Origin of the sequence: Phocaeicola massiliensis B84634 = Timone 84634 = DSM 17679 = JCM 13223, from assembly GCF_000382445.1 — a bacterium.
Classification (GTDB): Bacteria; Bacteroidota; Bacteroidia; order Bacteroidales; family Bacteroidaceae; genus Phocaeicola; species Phocaeicola massiliensis.
Map to the genome: position 1 here is coordinate 831,448 of NZ_KB905472.1, position 18,779 is coordinate 850,226.

Annotated in this window: 13 protein-coding genes and 1 tRNA gene; 12 read left to right on the plus strand and 2 right to left on the minus strand. The window is 45.6% G+C overall.

The genetic code is table 11. From position 1 onward, the window contains the following. The first annotated feature begins 27 nt into the window (after positions 1-27). The 4 genes from HMPREF1534_RS15505 (at position 28) to HMPREF1534_RS15495 (ending at position 3,890) form a co-directional block, all read left to right on the plus strand. On the plus strand, positions 28-348 hold the full coding sequence (locus HMPREF1534_RS15505) for a hypothetical protein (protein WP_005937110.1): 321 nt from the start codon (positions 28-30) through the stop codon (positions 346-348). Between the two features lie 23 nt (positions 349-371). Continuing rightward, the gene (locus tag HMPREF1534_RS20245; RefSeq protein ID WP_154653388.1) at positions 372-539 is read left to right on the plus strand and encodes a hypothetical protein; all 168 of its coding nucleotides are present in this window, start codon (positions 372-374) and stop codon (positions 537-539) included. A gap of 117 nt (positions 540-656) precedes the next feature. Then, positions 657-1,943, plus strand: a complete 1,287-nt coding sequence (locus tag HMPREF1534_RS15500) for an IS1380 family transposase (protein ID WP_005936349.1) — start codon at positions 657-659, stop codon at positions 1,941-1,943. A gap of 177 nt (positions 1,944-2,120) precedes the next feature. Beyond that, complete coding sequence (locus tag HMPREF1534_RS15495; RefSeq protein ID WP_005937112.1) at positions 2,121-3,890, plus strand: BACON domain-containing protein; 1,770 nt, start codon at positions 2,121-2,123, stop codon at positions 3,888-3,890. Between the two features lie 157 nt (positions 3,891-4,047). Here the strand turns inward: HMPREF1534_RS15495 and HMPREF1534_RS15490 are convergent, their stop codons facing one another. Then, a complete protein-coding gene (locus HMPREF1534_RS15490) occupies positions 4,048-4,905 on the minus strand; it encodes a DNA/RNA non-specific endonuclease (RefSeq protein WP_005937114.1) in 858 nt (285 codons plus the stop codon). A gap of 153 nt (positions 4,906-5,058) precedes the next feature. Here HMPREF1534_RS15490 and HMPREF1534_RS15485 point away from each other — a divergent pair, with 153 nt between their 5' ends. From HMPREF1534_RS15485 to HMPREF1534_RS15475, 3 genes are all read left to right on the plus strand, one after another. Further along, complete coding sequence (locus HMPREF1534_RS15485) at positions 5,059-6,411, plus strand: alpha-L-fucosidase (RefSeq protein ID WP_005937116.1); 1,353 nt, start codon at positions 5,059-5,061, stop codon at positions 6,409-6,411. 29 nt (positions 6,412-6,440) lie between these two features. Next, positions 6,441-8,480, plus strand: coding sequence for a sugar-binding protein (locus HMPREF1534_RS15480; RefSeq protein WP_005937118.1), 2,040 nt, complete (start codon positions 6,441-6,443; stop codon positions 8,478-8,480). Positions 8,481-8,618: 138 nt separating this feature from the next. After that, positions 8,619-8,861, plus strand: a complete 243-nt coding sequence (locus HMPREF1534_RS15475; protein ID WP_005937121.1) for a hypothetical protein — start codon at positions 8,619-8,621, stop codon at positions 8,859-8,861. Between the two features lie 263 nt (positions 8,862-9,124). Here the strand turns inward: HMPREF1534_RS15475 and HMPREF1534_RS15470 are convergent. Then, positions 9,125-9,197, minus strand: a tRNA-Thr gene (locus tag HMPREF1534_RS15470). 329 nt (positions 9,198-9,526) lie between these two features. Between HMPREF1534_RS15470 and HMPREF1534_RS0118810 the strand changes: the two genes are divergently transcribed. From HMPREF1534_RS0118810 to HMPREF1534_RS15450, 5 genes are all read left to right on the plus strand, one after another. Further along, positions 9,527-9,895 (plus strand): hypothetical protein, encoded by a 369-nt coding sequence (locus HMPREF1534_RS0118810; RefSeq protein ID WP_018452493.1) that lies wholly within the window; start codon positions 9,527-9,529, stop codon positions 9,893-9,895. 73 nt (positions 9,896-9,968) lie between these two features. Then, entirely contained in the window at positions 9,969-11,852 is a 1,884-nt protein-coding gene (locus tag HMPREF1534_RS15465; RefSeq protein WP_005937124.1) for an amidophosphoribosyltransferase, read from the plus strand. A gap of 25 nt (positions 11,853-11,877) precedes the next feature. Further along, complete coding sequence (gene carA / locus HMPREF1534_RS15460; protein WP_005937127.1) at positions 11,878-12,954, plus strand: glutamine-hydrolyzing carbamoyl-phosphate synthase small subunit; 1,077 nt, start codon at positions 11,878-11,880, stop codon at positions 12,952-12,954. 42 nt (positions 12,955-12,996) lie between these two features. Beyond that, on the plus strand, positions 12,997-16,224 hold the full coding sequence (gene carB, locus HMPREF1534_RS15455) for a carbamoyl-phosphate synthase (glutamine-hydrolyzing) large subunit (protein WP_005937129.1): 3,228 nt from the start codon (positions 12,997-12,999) through the stop codon (positions 16,222-16,224). Between the two features lie 168 nt (positions 16,225-16,392). After that, positions 16,393-18,738: a hybrid sensor histidine kinase/response regulator gene (locus HMPREF1534_RS15450; protein WP_005937130.1), complete on the plus strand. Its 2,346-nt coding sequence runs from the start codon at positions 16,393-16,395 to the stop codon at positions 18,736-18,738. Positions 18,739-18,779: the final 41 nt, after the last annotated feature.

The window sequence follows — 18,779 nt, forward strand, 5'->3', positions numbered from 1 at the left end:
GTATTTTTTTTATCAATAGGATTATTGATGAACTGTACCAGCTCAGAAGAAGATTTATACGGCAGTTTCTCGGGCATTGTTACGGATGCAGATACCAAACAACCTTTGAATAGTGTTTCTTCCGATAATGTCGGTACGGAAAATCCAACAGGCAGTAATGGAAGATGGGAGAAAACAGATTGTGGTTATTATACACGTCATTCTACTAATTGCCCTATTATTACGATGGATAACAAAGATCTTGTTGACGCTCTCAACGAATGGGTAAACGACAATGCCCCTACCCTCTACCGCAAATGGATATATAAGAAAAACAGCGAGGGTAAAGTATACCCGGCAATGGAATAACAATATCAATTAAAACAGAAATAATGATGAACAAACTAATTGCAAAGACAGTAGTAATGCTCCTTTTGTTGGCCATAGGAGCATGTACCAGTAGTGAAGAAGACACTACCGGTTCCATCTACGGAAAAGTGACTGACAACAAAAACGGCGAAGTGCTGCAAGGAGTAACCATCCTTAATTCCGCAACATAATTGATAATTATTTTTATAAGTTCCTGAGCAACATTTTGTTGCCCAGGTTTTTGCCATGTCAGCGTTTTCACTTACCTTAGTGTTGCGAATCCAAAGACAAAGAAAACCGTAACAAGCATGGCAAATGTAGCAATAAAATCCGAAAGACTCACTCCTTTTGGAGGCATATTTCCAATCATGGAGCAATTTACCTCCCTTCTCTCCTCTACAATTGACTCAACACTTGGGTTGAGATGCAAACTCTATGGTTATCAATACAGCGAAATCATCCGCTCCCTCCTATGCGTTTACTTCTGCGGCGGTTCTTGCGTTGAGGATGTCACCGCCCACTTAATGAGTCATCTTTCCCTTCACCCCACACTCCGCACCTGTAGCGCCGACACCATCCTCAGGGCAATAAACGAACTGGCCCGGGAAAACATCTCATACACATCTGATGCCGGAAAGTCCTATGACTTCAATACGGCAGACACACTCAACACATTGCTCCTGAATTGCCTGTTGGCCACAGGGCAGTTGAAAGAGGGCGGGGAGTATGACGTTGACTTTGACCACCAGTTCATTGAGACGGAGAAGTACGATGCAAAGCCCACGTACAAGAAATTTCTTGGTTACAGGCCCGGTGTGGCCGTTATCGGCGACATGATTGTCGGCATAGAGAACAGCGACGGCAACACCAATGTACGCTTTCACCAGGGTGACACGCTAAAGAGGATTTTGGGGAGACTTGAAGAAAAGAAAATGGCAGTCAACCGCTTCAGGGCCGACTGCGGCTCATGCTCTGAAGACATTGTGGATGAGGTCAGGAAGCATTGCAGGACATTCTACATACGTGCCAACCGCTGCTGCTCGCTCTATGATGACATCTTCGCGCTCAGGGGGTGGAAGAGGGAAGAAATAAACGGCATTGTGTTTGAGTTGAACTCCATTCTCGTTGAGAAGTGGAAAGGCAAACCGTATCGCCTGATAATCCAGAGACAGAGACGCATGGGCAGTGGACTTGACCTGTGGGAGGGGGAATATACATACCGCTGCATCCTGACCAACGATTACGAATCATCCATGAGCGACATCGTGGAGTTCTATAACATGCGTGGAGGCAAGGAACGCATCTTTGATGACATGAACAATGGGTTTGGATGGGGCAGACTGCCTAAATCCTTCATGGCGGAAAATACCGTGTTCCTGCTCCTGACGGCACTGATACGCAATTTTTACAAGGCCATCATGCAAAGGATTGAAGTGAAGAAGTTCGGGCTCAAGGAAACCAGCCGTATCAAGACGTTTGTCTTCAAATTCATTTCAGTACCTGCCAAGTGGATTAAGACCGCAAGGCAATGTGTGCTGAACATCTACACCGACAACCATGCATATGCAGAAGCCTTCAAAACTTCTTCCGGATGATTTACGTCACTTGATGGCCACTGATTGCGTATTGCCTCAAGTCGCTTTATGGGGTAAGGGGATAGTATGCGCATTGAAACGGACGCGAGGACTTAATGGCTGTCTTACGAATCAAAAGTCCATTTCTCTTGTAGGTAGCACTTCGGGAATGGAGTTGCGGATTTAAGGACCATCACGTTGACGCCCGGCGGACTGGCACGCACTACGGGCAGTGACGGCACATACGAATTCCTTGGACTCGAAGCACAGCAGTATCAGGTGCAGGCACAGAAAGCGGGATACACAACGAATACCAAATCGGTAAATGTGTTGGCGGGGCAGGCTACCTCTGGAGACATACACCTTACACCTGAAAAGAAGGATGCGGAAATTACGATAACCCCCTCTTCTCTGAACTTTGGAACTACCCAGGAAGAAATGTCGGTCACCGTCACTAACAACGGAAATACGGAAACGGAGTGGACACTGGAATTAGGTAGCAACAGCTGGCTGTCTGCCAATCCGAAAGCCGGACGAATCGGCAGCAACAAGACACAGAGCATCGTTTTCTCTGTCAATCGTGACAAGTTGGGGGAAACAAAATCCGTGGTGGTGAATCTCTCCGCTTTCGGCAATTCGTTCCCCATCTCTGTCTCTTGCTCGCCTAAAGGCGAAAAAAAAACCGAAATGAGCGTGTCTCCCACAACGCTGGACTTCGGAGATACTGCACAGGAGCAGACATTAGAGATAAAGAATACAGGCGAGGTTAACCTTGACTGGAAGATTAAAGGTATCACTTCAGACTGCATCACCGTCTCCGAAAGTGAAGGTACAGTAGCCCCTGCCGGCAAAAAGGTGGTGCAGGTGAAGCTGGATAGAAGTAAGATGACCGGTGACTTGAACACCTCTTTCATCGTTTCGGACGGAACGAAAGAAGAGCCTGTCACCCTGAAGGCAGTCAAGGCAAAGGCTACACTCTCCATCTCTCCGAAAAAACTGGATTTTGGCGAAGAGCTGGCTGAACTGGTACTGAACATCGGCAATACGGGCAACGCGGAACTGAGTTGGAGCATCACGAATGTGTCTGATGAATGCCTTTCCGTTTCCACAACTTCCGGCAAAGTGCCGGCACAAGGTTCATCGGAAGTAACGGTGAAACTGAACCGCTCTATTATGCCACAAACACTGAATGCCACTATTACGGTTTCTGACGGTGTACAAGAAGAAAAAGTGGCGGTAACTGCCGTGAAAGGTAGCATTACAGACGGTATAGTCATTCCCGAAGGTATGTACGTTTATTACAAGTTCGACGATGACTTTAACGATGCTACAGAGAATGCCATTCACGGCTTCGGTTCCAACTCCCCGACCTTTGTCGAAGGCGTTGCGGCAGGTTCTAAAGCAGTGAAGTTTAACCGCACCAACAATAGTTCGTTCGTAGTAGCTAAGCCTATTATCGACTCCCGCGACATGACCATCAGTTTTTGGGGTAAAGATTTCGGCGATGGCAACATCTTCTATATGGTGTCTTCTCATCAAAACGGACCGATGTTTACACTTAGTATGAAGGAAGGTGCCTTGAAATTTATTGTTACACTTTATAATAATGGTTATCAATATGCAAAATCTGGTACATTTATGCATCCCACGCTTACAGATGGGAAATGGCATCACGTGGCACTGACTTCGGACTTCAATAAAACAACGTATGCCACTATTACAACTAACCTTTATGTGGACGGTCAGCTTGTAGATGTCGTAACAGAAGACGCTAATCCTTTCAGTGAAGCCGAATCGTCAGGTAACAGCTATGGTTCAGGAACCAAGTTCATAATGGGAGGCAGTATAAAACTGTCTAATAGCAATACCTTGAATGGAACCAACATGGCAGTGGACAATTTCCGCGTTTATGACACTCGCCGTCTTTCGGCAGCTGAAATAAAAAGCATTTATGATGCCAAACAATAACTGATATTATTTGATATCCTAAAAATAAGTATGAATGCCGGCTGAAAGAACAAATAGCTTTTTGCCGGCATATTTTATTACCACTCAAAGGTTGCATTGTCTTTATACTAAGATGGGGAGGTGGCAATGCCTCCCCGGGTGGAACAGACGTATTTATTTAAGGAAGCTTTTTTGCCGGTTCCGCTTCAATCCTGTTTTCTACCTCATCCGGCAATGCAGGAAAAAAGTCAATGCCTGTTCTTTTCTCCACGCTGTCTACCGTGACAATGTACTTTTTCAATGGCTTATGTCCCGCTTTGTTGGGGAACAGAAAGCCGATGGCTTGCGGGGTCTTTGAGTCGTTGATGAGGATTACTTTGTAGAAAGCATCGGGAACGGCGACTTTATTGTTTCCTATTCTTTTGGGTTTGCCGTGGTCATATACAGGTCCGCAAGCGATGTAGACCGCTCCATACTTTTTAGCCCATTGGCGCGATTTCTCTTCCAGGTCGTTCCAGTCTCCGCGGTTCAGGTTGGGGTTTTGCGGACAGATATTGCTCATGTAGAAAGATTCCGCCATCGCTTGCTTGCTCCATTTCATGTCGGCGGCCGGTGCCATGTGCCCGCGGTCGTAGCCGGATTTGGTATAATCGTTGCTATATGCTTTCGCTCCGCGCACATCGGGGTCGGGCAAAAATTTGTTTGTTCTTTCTTCTTTCCCTTTTGTTTCCTTCCCGGTGAGTTCCCAGGCTACCCATTGCGGTGTCTTATAGTCGGCATTGTATGACAGCGTATATCCTTTTCTCTTGATAAGCTGGCCTCCGGTGCGCGATTGCATGACCGGAATTTCCAAAGCATCGGCCGGGGCGGAGGACGGAAGGGCAGAGGTTTGCTCCGTAGGAATGATATCGGGCAGACCTTTTAAGAACTTTTCGTCCAACAGCCGGTATTTGTAGGCCATCAGTCCTATCAGTACTGCGATAATGAGCAGAGGCAATGTCTTGTTGGAAGATTGTTTTTTCTTTTTTGTTCTCATAAGTTTTGATTATAGCACTGCAAAGATAGGAATTTAAAAGAAAAAGTCTGTAAACTTTAAGCCTGAAAGGGCAAAATGCGTTATCTTTGTTCAGAAAGTTACAGATTATACTAACTATCCTGCTAACCGATATTAATTAAAACTAGTATGTATATGAAAAATTATCGATTATCACTGCCGTTTCTTGGTCTGCTCCTGGCATTGTCTCCATTGCGTGCGCAGGAGGCAGCTGTTCAGCAAGAAACATCCGAACAGAAAGACAAACGTATGGAATGGTTTTCACAGGCAAAGCTGGGTATTTTCATTCATTGGGGAATCTATGCCGTCAAAGGAGTTTCCGAAAGCTGGTCGTTCTTTAATAATTACCTGCCATACGATGAGTATATGAATCAGGCGGGCGGATTCACTGCTTCCCAATACGACCCGAAGGCATGGGTGGATTTGATAAAGGAGAGTGGAGCGAAGTACACGGTTATCACGACCAAGCATCATGACGGTGTGGCTTTGTGGGATACCAAAGTGGGAGACTTGAGCACCGTAAAGAGCACTCCTGCCGGACGTGACCTGATAGCACCGTTTGTGAAAGAGGTGCGTAAGCAGGGCTTGCATCTCGGCTTTTATTATTCCTTGCTGGATTGGTCGCATCCCGATTATCCTAACAAGACGCGCACCGAGGTACGTTATAAGGACGACCCTGCACGTTGGGCAAAGTTCAATAAATTCAATTTCGGTCAGTTGGCTGAGCTGAACAAGACATGGAAGCCCGACCTTTATTGGTTTGACGGCGACTGGGAGCAGAGTGCCGAAGCTTGGAATTCAAAAGGTATTGTGGATTTGCTTCGTTCGGACAATAAGAATGTGATTATCAACTCCCGCATTCAGGGATACGGTGATTATGCCACTCCCGAACAAGGTGTGCCGGTGGTTCGTCCGGAAGACAAATATTGGGAACTTTGTATGACCATGAACGACTCATGGGGATATCAGCATACCGACAGCAACTATAAATCACCTTACATCTTGCTTCGTACGTTTGTCGATTGCCTGAGCAACGGAGGCAATCTCTTGCTGGATATCGGTCCGAAAGAAGACGGGACCATTCCCGAAGAGCAGGTGGCTGTACTGAAAGAATTCGGCCGCTGGACAAAGAAGCATAAAGAAGCGGTTTATGATACCCGTGCGGGTATTCCGGCCGAACATTTCCAAGGCTACACGACGCTGAACAAAGCAGGAGATATTCTTTATCTGTATCTGCCTTACAAACCGAACGGAGTGGTGGAAGTGAAAGGCTTGGTCAATAAAGTGAACCGTGTGTGGGTGGTGGGCAACGGAGCCATGCTCAGTTATAAAGTGCATAATAAAAACTACTGGAGTGATGTGCCCGGCAATCTGTATATCAATGTGCCCGAACAAGTGCTGGACAGCCAAATCACGGTATTGGCAGTTCTTTTGGACGGTCCTGTCAAACTGTACAGAGGCGTGGGGCGTGTGATTGAAAGTAATTAATCTGAAGCCTTGGAACAATAATGAAAAGAATGAAATACTTTTATCCGCTCCTGCTGTTGCTGTCTTGTCTCCCTGCCGGAGCCCAGAGCCTGTATGAGAAATATGAACGTTTCCTGACAACTCCCCGCACGTATGTTTGCTATCGTGCGGATGGCAAACTGAAGATGGACGGTAAGTTGAACGAAAGCTCTTGGCAGAAGGCGGAAGCTACCGCTCCTTTTGTCGACATCAGCGGAGAGGGATTCCCCGCTCCCAAATATGAGACAACGGCCAAAATGCTTTGGGATGACGATTATCTGTATATTGGTGCCGTTCTTGAAGAAGAAGATATAAAGGCGCGTCTGACCCGGCGCGATACCATTATTTACTATGATAATGACTTCGAGGTGTTTATTGACCCGGATAGTGACGGACATAATTACTTTGAAATCGAGACCAATGCCCGTGGCGTGATATTCGACTTGATGTTGGACAAACCTTATCGCTCCGGTGGTAACTTCATGGTGCAGTGGGACTGTCCGGGGATGCAGATGGCTGTTCATTGCGAGGGAACATTGAATAAGCCAAAGGATAAGGACAAATATTGGAGTGTGGAAATGGCCATTCCTCATCAGGCATTGACCATGAATTTCAATAATCCCCTGAAGGCGGGAAATACGTGGCGTATCAATTTCTCGCGCGTGCAGTGGCTGAAGCCGAACGGACCTGAAGAAAACTGGGTGTGGAGTGCTACCGGCAAAATAGACATGCACATGCCCGACCGTTGGGGGTATCTTTACTTTTCCGATTCTCGGGTGGGAACGGACAAGACGGAGTTTGTCTATCCTTACAACCAACCCATGTATAAGTTGCTGTGGGCCATGTTCTATGCCCAACAGGAATATTACGGAAAGGAGCATAACTATCTGCGCACCAAAGACAGTTTCTTTCTTACGGAAAAGGAGCTGAAAGACCTTCCTGCCGGTGCGGAAATCACAGTGGAGGCTACCCGGAACACATATCGCATCGCTATATCGAATCCGGCAGAGGGAGTGCGTTATGTCATTAATAATGAAGGACGTTTCCATATAGAGAAAATAGCTCCGCGCGAAGTGAAGAACTGGGTATGGACAGGCTTTCCTAAAGGTCGTTCGGCGGCAGACTGGCAGCAGTGGTTCAAACTGTTGAAAGAATGTGGTATTTCGGGTGTGCTTTTTGAAGGTTATGATGAAAACATTTACCGCATGTGCAAGGAAGCCGGCTTGGAAGCCCACTATTGGAAGTGGACGATGAACCGTGCGGAACTGCTGGACAAGCATCCTGACTGGTATGCTGTCAACCGCAAGGGAGAGTCGAGTCACGATAAGCCTGCTTATGTGGATTATTATCGTTTCCTTTGCCCCAATCATTCGGGAGTGGCTCCCTATTTGGCAGAAGATTACGTGAAAGAGGCTCATAAACCCTATGTGGACGGAGTTCATTTGGATTACGTCCGTATGCCGGATGTCGTGCTGCCGGTCAGCTTGTGGAAAAACTATGGCATCGAACAGAAAGAAGAATTGCCCGAATACGACTACTGCTATTGTGATACTTGTCGGGCGCTGTTCAAGGCGAAAACAGGGCAAGATCCTTTGGAACTGAAATATCCGATGGAGAATCAGAGCTGGATAAACTTCCGTTTGGATGCGGTCACTCATGTGGTAGAAGCCATAACGAAAGCTGTAAAAGCCGACCATAAGTTTATTTCGGCAGCCGTATTCCCGGGACCGTCCATGGCACGGAAGATGGTTCGTCAGGATTGGGGCAACTGGTCGTTGGATGCTTATTTCCCGATGATTTATAATAAGTTCTATTACGAAGGAGCAGAATGGATCGGTCGTTCGGTGCAGGAAAGCGTGCAAACCGTCAATGGTCGGGCAAAGGTATATGCAGGGTTAATGTTTGGCGACATCAAAGATGATTTTGAGAAAGCATTGGATGAAGCCTATGGTAATGGAGCTTCGGGCGTTTCTTTTTTTGCCGGTCCCGATGAAGAATACCTTCGCCGTTTTAAGGCTTATTTGGATAAAAGAGGCTTTATAGTGAAGTAAATTCTGCATTATTTTTAATGGAGTGCTTTGGTGAATCTCCGATACAATTTTCTGATAAAGGGAAATAGTATCGGAGATTTTATTTGTTTATTCCAATTAAATCCCGACCTTTGTTACATATAATATAGAAAGGAAAATATGGAAGGAATGGAAGACCCTGAGTACTACTCAAGTGATTTTTTTGTCAGAACGCTGGGTAGTGAGGATATAGACGTAAAGCACTTCATGTATCTGGTGGGGCGGGTCAGTATTTATTGTGATGGCACAGATAATATTACCGGTGAGTCGTGTATACCTCAAAGATTAAATGATGAGTTTATAGCATTGGCACATAAACTGCATTATAGGGCGGTGATAAAATACAAAGAAGAGATTAATTAAGGAAGAGAAGGGTAAAAGCAGGACAAAAGGCTATACCATGAGTCGCGTCGAAGAAGAGCTTGTTGGTTCTCTGACTTGCTTTCTTATCAAGCATTCCGGAGAGAAACAGCTATGTCTTGCAATAATGGACAAGGAAACAGTTTTCAATCTAAAGGGTATGTTAAGCAAATATATTTGTAGAAATATAGTTTTATTTATTCATTCAGCGTTTTAGGAAAGAAAAAGCACTGATTAAATTATTGATAATCAGTGCTTTTTTGATGAGCCGAAACCGGGACTCGAACCCGGGACCTATTCATTACGAATGAATTGCTCTACCAACTGAGCCATTTCGGCAACTGTTTTTTCTGCAAGCGCGGGGTGCTTTTCTGAAAAAGCGTTGCAAATATATATCTTTCTTTTGAAACGAAGAAACTAAAAGCGGATAATTTTTCAGTTATCCGCTTTTGTTATGTCAATTGATGTCGGATTTATTGGTAGACTTCTTCATGTATTTAAGAATGTAAGTATTCATATTTATTAATAAAATGAGTAAAATATTTCTTTTCGATTTTTATTCTTGCTTTTTTATTGCTTTCGTCAGTTATTTATGGTTTTTTATTGCATTTATGTTAATTGATATTTGTATCTTTGCAGCCGAATCAGAACATATATTTTAGTAGATTATGTGTGGAACAGTAGGCTGCATTGAGAAACGAAATGCTTACTCTGCCTTCATAAAAAGCCCGAAACGGTGGGAACATCGGGGCTATGGCAGTGCAGGCATTGCATTGATTGACATAGGAAGAAGGTTAAGTATTACACAAAACTACGCATTCCGCTCAAAAACACTTCAACAACAGGGATTTATCTTCAGCCGTAGTCCCAATTCCGTCTTTTTGATTCTATTATTTGAATATTTCCGTATTTCCCATTACTTAGACTTATTTTTGTTTTTTATCGTATCCGGACAGCAGAAAACATTCGCTTGTCCGAAACCGTTGATAAAATCAAGATGTACCGGTAAGCGGGAAAAGTGCGGAGGACAATGGTAAACAATGGAGATATCTTTGGAAAAGAGTAACGAGAGTTTTTTTAGTATAAAATAATGAGGTTAAAGGAGAGAGAATGGAACCGTTAAAGCATGAATGTGGCGTGGCAATGATACGATTGCTTAAACCGTTGGAGTATTACCGGGAGAAGTATGGAACTTGGATGTATGGCTTGAACAAGCTATATCTGCTGATGGAGAAGCAGCATAACCGGGGACAGGAGGGTGCGGGACTGGCGTGCGTGAAGTTGGAAGCCAACCCCGGTGAAGAATATATGTTTCGCGAAAGGGCCTTGGGGTCGGGAGCGATAACAGAGATATTTGGCAATGTGCAGGGCAATTTCAAGGATTTGACTCCCGAACAATTGAATGACGCCGAATATGCCAAGAAATACTTGCCTTTTGCGGGGGAAGTGTATATGGGGCATCTGCGTTATTCCACCACCGGGAAGAGTGGTATATCGTATGTGCATCCTTTCCTGCGCCGCAATAACTGGCGTGCCAAGAATCTGGCGTTGTGTGGTAATTTCAATATGACCAATGTGGATGAAATCTTTGCACGCATCACTGCTGACGGGCAGCATCCGCGCAAGTATGCCGACACTTATATCATGCTCGAACAAGTGGGACACCGCCTCGACCGTGAAGTGGAGCGCCTCTATGTGCAGTGCGAGGCCGAAGGATTGAAAGGCGTGGACATTACTCATGCCATTGAGGAGCGTATTGATTTGGCCAATGTGCTTAAGACATCGAGCAAGGAGTGGGACGGAGGCTACGTCATCTGCGGAATGACAGGAAGCGGAGAATCCTTTGCTGTACGCGACCCATGGGGTATTCGTCCTGCATTTTGGTACATGGATGACGAAATCATGGTGTTGGCTTCAGAGCGTCCGGTCATTCAGACAGCACTCAATGTGCCTGTCGAAAGCATCAACGAGTTGCAGCCGGGGCAGGCTATCCTGCTGAATAAAGCCGGAAAGATGCGTCTGGCGCAAATCAACCGGGCAAAGGAAAAGAAGGCATGCTCTTTTGAGCGTATCTATTTCAGCCGGGGCAGTGACATGGATATTTATAAGGAAAGGAAATTGCTGGGTGAGAAGTTGGTGAACCCTATCCTGAAAGCGATAGATTATGAGGTGGAGCACACCGTGTTCTCCTTCATTCCGAACACGGCGGAGGTGGCGTTTTATGGTATGCTCGAAGGATTCGATAATTATCTTAATGAGCTGAAGGTAAGAAAGATAGAGGAATTGGGGCATAATCCTGGTCACGAGGAATTGGAGAAAATCCTTTCTTGGCGCATCCGCAGCGAGAAGGTGGCGATAAAGGATATCAAGTTGCGTACATTCATTGCCGAAGGTAACAGCCGTAATGACTTGGCAGCTCATGTGTACGACATTACATACGGAAGCCTGGTACCTCATGTGGACAATCTGGTGATTATAGACGACAGCATTGTGCGCGGAACAACGCTGAAACAGAGTATCATCAGTATTCTTGATCGTCTGAATCCCAAGAAGATTGTGATTGTATCTTCCTCTCCGCAGGTGCGTTATCCCGATTACTATGGTATCGATATGGCGAGCATGGATCAGTTTATCGCATTCAAGGCTGCCATCGAACTCTTGAAGGAGCGCGATATGAAAGATGTCATCGCGCGTGCTTACCATAAGTCGAAGAATCAGACGGGGTTGCCCAAAGAGCAGATGGTGAATTATGTGAAAGAAATTTACGCACCATTCACTAATGAGGAGATTGCTGCCAAGATGGTGGAATTGCTCACTCCGAAGGGAACACGGGCAAAGGTGGAGATTGTTTATCAGACATTGGATGGATTGCACGAAGCCTGTCCGTCGCACACCGGAGACTGGTACTTCAGTGGAGATTATCCCACACCGGGCGGTGTAAAGCTGGTAAATCAGGCATTTATAGACTATATAGAAAAGATATATCAATTCTAAGAGAACAAAATTCAAGATAGATTAAATGAGAAATGTAACATTGATTCTTGACGACGGGAGCCGTTTCTCGGGCAAGTCGTTCGGTTATGAGAAACCGGTAGCGGGTGAAGTGGTGTTTAATACCGCTATGACCGGTTATCCAGAGAGTTTGACAGATCCTTCATACGCGGGACAGTTGATGACCTTGACTTATCCGTTGGTGGGTAATTATGGTGTTCCTCCTTTCACTGTCGGGCCTAACGGACTTGCTGTTTTAATGGAAAGTGAACGCATACATGCCGAAGCCATTATTGTAAGTGACTACAGTGAGGAGTACAGCCATTGGAATGCAAAAGAAAGTCTTGCCGACTGGTTGAAGCGCGAGCAAGTGCCCGGCATTACCGGCATTGATACCCGCGAACTGACAAAGGTGCTTCGCGAACATGGGGTGATGATGGGGAAAATTGTGTTTGATGACGATCCCGATAATCAGCCCGAAGCCCGTTACGAAGGCATTAATTATGTGGATAAGGTTTCGTGCAAAGAAGTGATTCGTTACAATGAGGGAGCGGACAAAAAGAAAGTGGTTTTGGTGGATTGCGGCGTGAAAACCAATATTATCCGATGCCTGCTGAAGCGTGGCGTGGAGGTGATTCGCGTGCCTTGGAATTATGATTTCACAGGAATGGAATACGATGGATTGTTTATTTCGAACGGACCGGGCGATCCGGATACGTGTGATGAGGCTGTACAGAATATTCGTAAGGCGATGGCTCTGAGCGACAAGCCCATCTTCGGTATCTGTATGGGGAATCAGTTGCTTTCCAAAGCGGGAGGTGCCACCATCTATAAACTGAAGTATGGACACCGCAGCCATAACCAACCGGTACGCATGGTAGGAACGGAGCGTTGCTTCATCACCAGTCAGAATCATGGTTATGCAGTCGATAATAATACGTTGGGAAATGACTGGGAACCGCTGTTTATCAATATGAATGATGGTTCGAATGAAGGTATCAGACATAAATTCAAGCCTTGGTTTTCGGCACAGTTCCATCCCGAAGCTGCGTCAGGACCTACAGATACCGAATTTCTGTTTGATGAATTCGTGAAGCTATTATAAAACCGGTTGCCCTCATCGGGCACCCGATAAAAAAGAACATATATGAAAGACGAAATAAAGAAAGTATTATTATTAGGTTCCGGCGCCTTGAAGATTGGTGAAGCCGGAGAATTCGATTATTCAGGTTCGCAGGCTCTGAAAGCGTTGAAGGAGGAAGGTATCGAAACCATTCTGATAAATCCCAATATCGCGACGGTGCAGACCAGCGAGGGGGTGGCCGACCGGATTTATTTCCTTCCTGTCACTCCTTACTTTGTAGAAAAGGTGATTGAAAAGGAACGTCCCGACGGTGTGCTCCTTTCTTTTGGTGGGCAGACCGCCTTGAATTGCGGTGTGGCTCTTTATAAAGCCGGTGTCTTTGAAAAATATAACACGTGCGTGTTGGGTACTCCGGTGCAAGCCATCATGGATACCGAAGACCGAGAACTCTTTGTAAAGAAGTTGGATGAGATAGATGTCAAGACCATCAAAAGTGAGGCAGTGGAAACGATTGAAGATGCCCGCCGTGCCGCCAAGGAACTGGGCTATCCGGTGATTATCCGCGCTGCATATGCCTTGGGAGGCTTGGGCTCAGGTTTCTGCGATAATGAAGAAGAACTGAATGTTCTGGCCGAAAAAGCCTTCTCTTTCTCGCCGCAAGTGCTGGTGGAAAAGAGTCTGAAAGGCTGGAAGGAAGTGGAATATGAAGTGGTCCGTGACCGTTATGATAACTGCATCACCGTTTGTAATATGGAGAACTTTGACCCGTTGGGCATTCATACCGGAGAGTCCATCGTCATTGCTCCTTCGCAGACTCTTACCAATGCGGAGTATCATAAACTTCGCGAGCTGGCTATCCGCATCATCCGTCACATCGGTATCGTGGGAGAATGCAATGTGCAATATGCGTTCGACCCCGAATCGGAGGACTACCGTGTCATAGAGGTTAATGCCCGTCTTTCGCGCTCGTCTGCATTGGCTTCCAAGGCCACAGGCTATCCGCTTGCTTTTGTTGCCGCCAAACTTGGTTTGGGTTACGGTCTGTTTGATTTGAAGAATTCCGTGACAAAGACCACCAGCGCATTCTTCGAACCGGCCTTGGACTATGTGGTATGTAAAATACCACGCTGGGATTTGGGCAAGTTCCACGGTGTAGACCGTGAATTAGGCTCGTCCATGAAATCGGTGGGAGAAGTAATGGCAATCGGACGTACCTTTGAAGAAGCTATTCAGAAAGGATTGCGCATGATCGGTCAGGGTATGCACGGCTTTGTAGAGAATAAAGAACTGGTAATAGCCGATGTGGACAAGGCTTTGCGCGAGCCGACCGACAAGCGCATCTTCGTCATCAGCAAAGCCATGCGTGCGGGTTATACCGTAGACCAAATCCATGAGCTGACCAAGATAGATAAATGGTTTCTGCAAAAATTGCAGAACATAATGAATACCTCCAAGGAATTGCATGAATGGGGAAACAACCATAAGCAGATGGCCGATATGCCTGTTGATTTGCTTCGTAAAGCAAAGGTGCAGGGCTTCACTGATTTCCAGATTGCTCGTGCCATCGGGTTTGATGGCGACATGGAAGAGGGCAGCCTGTATGTCCGAACTCACCGCAAGCAGGCGGGTATCCTTCCGGTGGTGAAGCAAATTGACACGCTGGCTGCCGAATATCCGGCACAGACCAATTACCTGTATCTTACTTATAGCGGTGTTGCCAATGACGTGAAATATCAGGGTGACCATAAATCAATTGTCGTACTCGGCTCGGGAGCCTATCGCATCGGTTCATCGGTGGAGTTCGACTGGTGTGGCGTACAGGCATTACAGACTATCCGTAAGGAAGGCTACCGCAGCGTGATGATTAATTACAATCCCGAAACGGTATCTACCGACTATGATATGTGTGACCGCCTCTACTTTGATGAGCTGACTTTCGAGCGTGTGATGGATATTCTCGAACTGGAAAATCCGCATGGAGTCATCGTTTCCACCGGTGGTCAGATACCGAATAATCTTGCTCTCCGCCTGGACGGACAAGGAGTTAACATCCTCGGAACAAGTGCCAAGAGCATTGACAATGCCGAAGACCGTGATAAATTCTCGGCCATGCTTGACCGTATCGGAGTAGACCAGCCCGAATGGAGTGCATTGACTTCCATGGAAGACATTAATGCCTTTATTGACAAAGTGGGCTTCCCGGTATTGGTTCGCCCTTCATATGTGCTGAGTGGAGCTGCCATGAATGTATGTTCTAATCAGGAAGAGTTGGAACGTTTCCTGAAACTGGCTGCCAATGTATCGAAAAAGCATCCGGTAGTGGTGAGCCAGTTCATCGAGCACGCCAAGGAAGTGGAAATGGATGCCGTGGCACAAAATGGCGAAATTGTGGCATACGCTATCAGTGAGCATATTGAATATGCCGGAGTGCACTCGGGCGATGCCACCATTCAGTTCCCTCCGCAGAAACTATATGTGGAGACCGTTCGCCGCATCAAGCGCATCTCCCGTCAGATAGCCAAAGAATTGAATATATCGGGACCATTCAATATTCAATATTTGGCAAAGGATAACGATATCAAGGTAATCGAATGTAATCTCCGCGCTTCGCGAAGCTTCCCCTTTGTGAGCAAAGTGCTGAAGATAAACTTTATCGAGCTGGCAACGAAAGTCATGCTCGGCCTTCCGGTAGAGAAGCCTAACAAAAATCTTTTTGAATTGGATTATGTCGGAATTAAAGCGAGTCAGTTCTCATTCAACCGTTTACAAAAAGCCGACCCGGTGCTGGGTGTGGATATGGCCTCTACCGGTGAGGTGGGCTGTATCGGTTCTGATACCTCGTGTGCTGTCCTGAAAGCCATGCTTTCCGTTGGATATCGCATTCCCGAAAAGGGCGTGTTACTGTCCACCGGTAATGCCAAGCAGAAAGCCGATACCTTGAATGCTGCCCGTATGTTGCAGAAGAAAGGGTATAAACTTTATGCCACCGGTGGCTCTTCCAAGTTCCTGACCGAGAACGGTGTGGAGAATACCCGCGTGTACTGGCCCAGCGAAGAAGGACAGCCTCAAGCACTGGATATGCTTCATAAGAAGGAGATAGATATGGTGGTCAACATTCCCAAGAACCTGACTGCCGGCGAACTGGACAACGGCTATAAAATCCGTCGTGCTGCCATCGACTTGAATATTCCCTTGATAACCAATGCTCGTTTGGCAAGTGCGTTTATCAATGCATTCTGCACCATGACCATAGACGACATTGCCATCAAGAGTTGGGAAGAATACAAGTAATCAGTTTTTCGTCCATTATTTATCCATCGTAGCGTCAGGTAATTATACCTACCGCTGCGGTGGATATTTAGTAAGATTGAATTTAACGGTAAATATTCCGATGATTCTTTCTTTTGTTCATGGAAAGTGTTTATATTTGACCCATAAGTAATTATAAACTTATTTGGTATGTTGGGGCAAGAGAAAACAAGGGAATTATTGGAGCAGGAGCTTGAGAGGTTACGAAACGAAAATCATCGGCTCAAAGAGGAACTGACCTCTTTGAAAGAAAAAGAAACGAATCAGAGTTTTAAGGAGAAGTATGCAGTGAGGATTCTGGAGTCTTTGCCGGATATGCTCACAGTGTTTAATCATGAAGGGACAGGTATAGGGGTGGTGTCCAGTGAAGAAACCAATCATGTGGGAGTTCCCAATAGTGCTTTTGCCGGTATGCATATGCGCGACATGATACCCGAGGAGGCATATCACAATGTTTATAATAATCTTCAGAAAGTGATTGCGACGGGCAAAGGTTCTACAGCCCATCACGAACTGGATGTTAATGGTACACATCATTATTACGAAAACCGTATCTTTCCTTTGGATGAAGAGTATGTGTTAATCATGTGTCGTGACATCAGCGAGCGGGTGGTTACACAAAAGAATCTGGAAGTGTTTAAGCGCGTGCTTGATAAGGTGAGTGACAGCATTCTAGCTGCTTCTACCGATGGCACTTTGGTGTATGCCAATAAGCAATTCATTGAAGAATATGGTGTGAAAGGCGAACTGGGTGTACAGAAAGTCTATGATTTGCCGGTTTCTCTTCATACAAAAGAGATATTTGAAAAACGAGTGCAGGAAATACGTGATAACGGGGGCAACATGGGATATCATGCCCGGTATACCCGGGTGGGGGAAGTAAAAGAACGTGTGCATCAGGTGTCCACTTTCATAATGGAAGATGGGCAGGAAGAGATTGTATGGTTCTTCACTCAGGACATTACGGATGTAATTAAGAATAGGGATGAATTGCGCGAACTGAATTATCTGCTGGATGCCATCTTGAATAATATTCCGGTATATATGTTTGTAAAAGACCCGGAAGATGATTTCAGATATTTGTATTGGAACAAGGCACTCGCCAATCATTCCAAAATTCCGGCATCGCGTGCTTTGGGACGTACCGATTTCGAGATATTTCCGGAAAGGTCGGATGCGGAGAAATTTCATCAGGATGACTTGGAACTGATGCGTACCGGAGAGCGGCTGGAGATGCAGGAAACCTATGTGACCGCTGCCGGTGAGACGCGCATTGTTCAGACTCTGAAGACGCATATTCCGCTTGTAGGGCGTGTGCCTCTTATTATAGGCATTTCGTGGGATATTACTAATGTGCAGAATATAGAACAGGAGTTGATTCAGGCACGTATCAAGGCAGAGCAGTCCGACCGTCTGAAGAGTGCTTTTCTGGCTAATATGAGTCATGAAATACGCACTCCCCTGAATGCCATTGTAGGTTTCTCAAGATTGATGACTACTACCGACAATCGGGAGGACGAGAAGCTTTATTCCGAAATCATCAATCAGAATTCAGACGTATTGTTGCAGCTGATTAATGACATTCTTGATTTGTCTAAAATAGAGGCAGGGACATTTGAATACATCAAGCAGCCTATGGATTTAGGTGAGATGTGCCGTAATGTTTATGAAATCCATAAAGGTCGTGTGCAGGAAGGGGTGACACTGACTTTGGATAATGAGAATGACAGCTTGATGATTAACGAGGATAAGAATCGCATATTGCAACTCATTACCAATTTGATAACCAATGCGATTAAGTTTACTTATGAAAGTGAGATTCATTTTGGTTTCAAGTTGAAGAAGGATTATATAGATTTCTATGTGAAGGATACCGGCATAGGTATCTCTGAAGAAAAATTATCTCATATCTTCGGTCGTTTCGTCAAGTTGAATTCTTTTGTTCAAGGAACCGGACTGGGACTTGCTATTTGTCAGATGATTGTAGAAAAGATGGGGGGCGCTATCACGGTGGAATCTGAACTTCATGAAGGTTCTACGTTCCGCTTTACTATTCCGTATGATATGTATAACAAGCAGGAGAAGTTTAAAAAAAATGCGGAAAGAGAACAGCACTTGAAAGTGGCCATTAAGTCATTGCAATTGCGCACCCTGTTAGTGGCGGAAGATGTGGATAGTAATTTTTTACTCATGAACACTGTTCTTGGCAAGAAGTATAAGCTGATACGTGCCCGGGATGGTCGTGAGGCTGTCGATATGTATAAGGAGAATCATCCCGATTTGATATTTATGGATATAAAGATGCCCTATATGGATGGCTTGGAAGCTACTCGTCTGATTCGCGGTTATTCGAAGGATATTCCTATTATTGCGTTGACAGCTTTTGCCTTCGAGTCGGACAGGGAAAGGGCAATAGAGGCGGGATGCAACGATTATTTAACTAAGCCCGTATCGCAGGAAGCTATAGAGAAGATATTGGATAAGTATTCATTGTAAGCCTTTTCGAAAGAGGAACTAGAACCCTCCACAAAATAAAA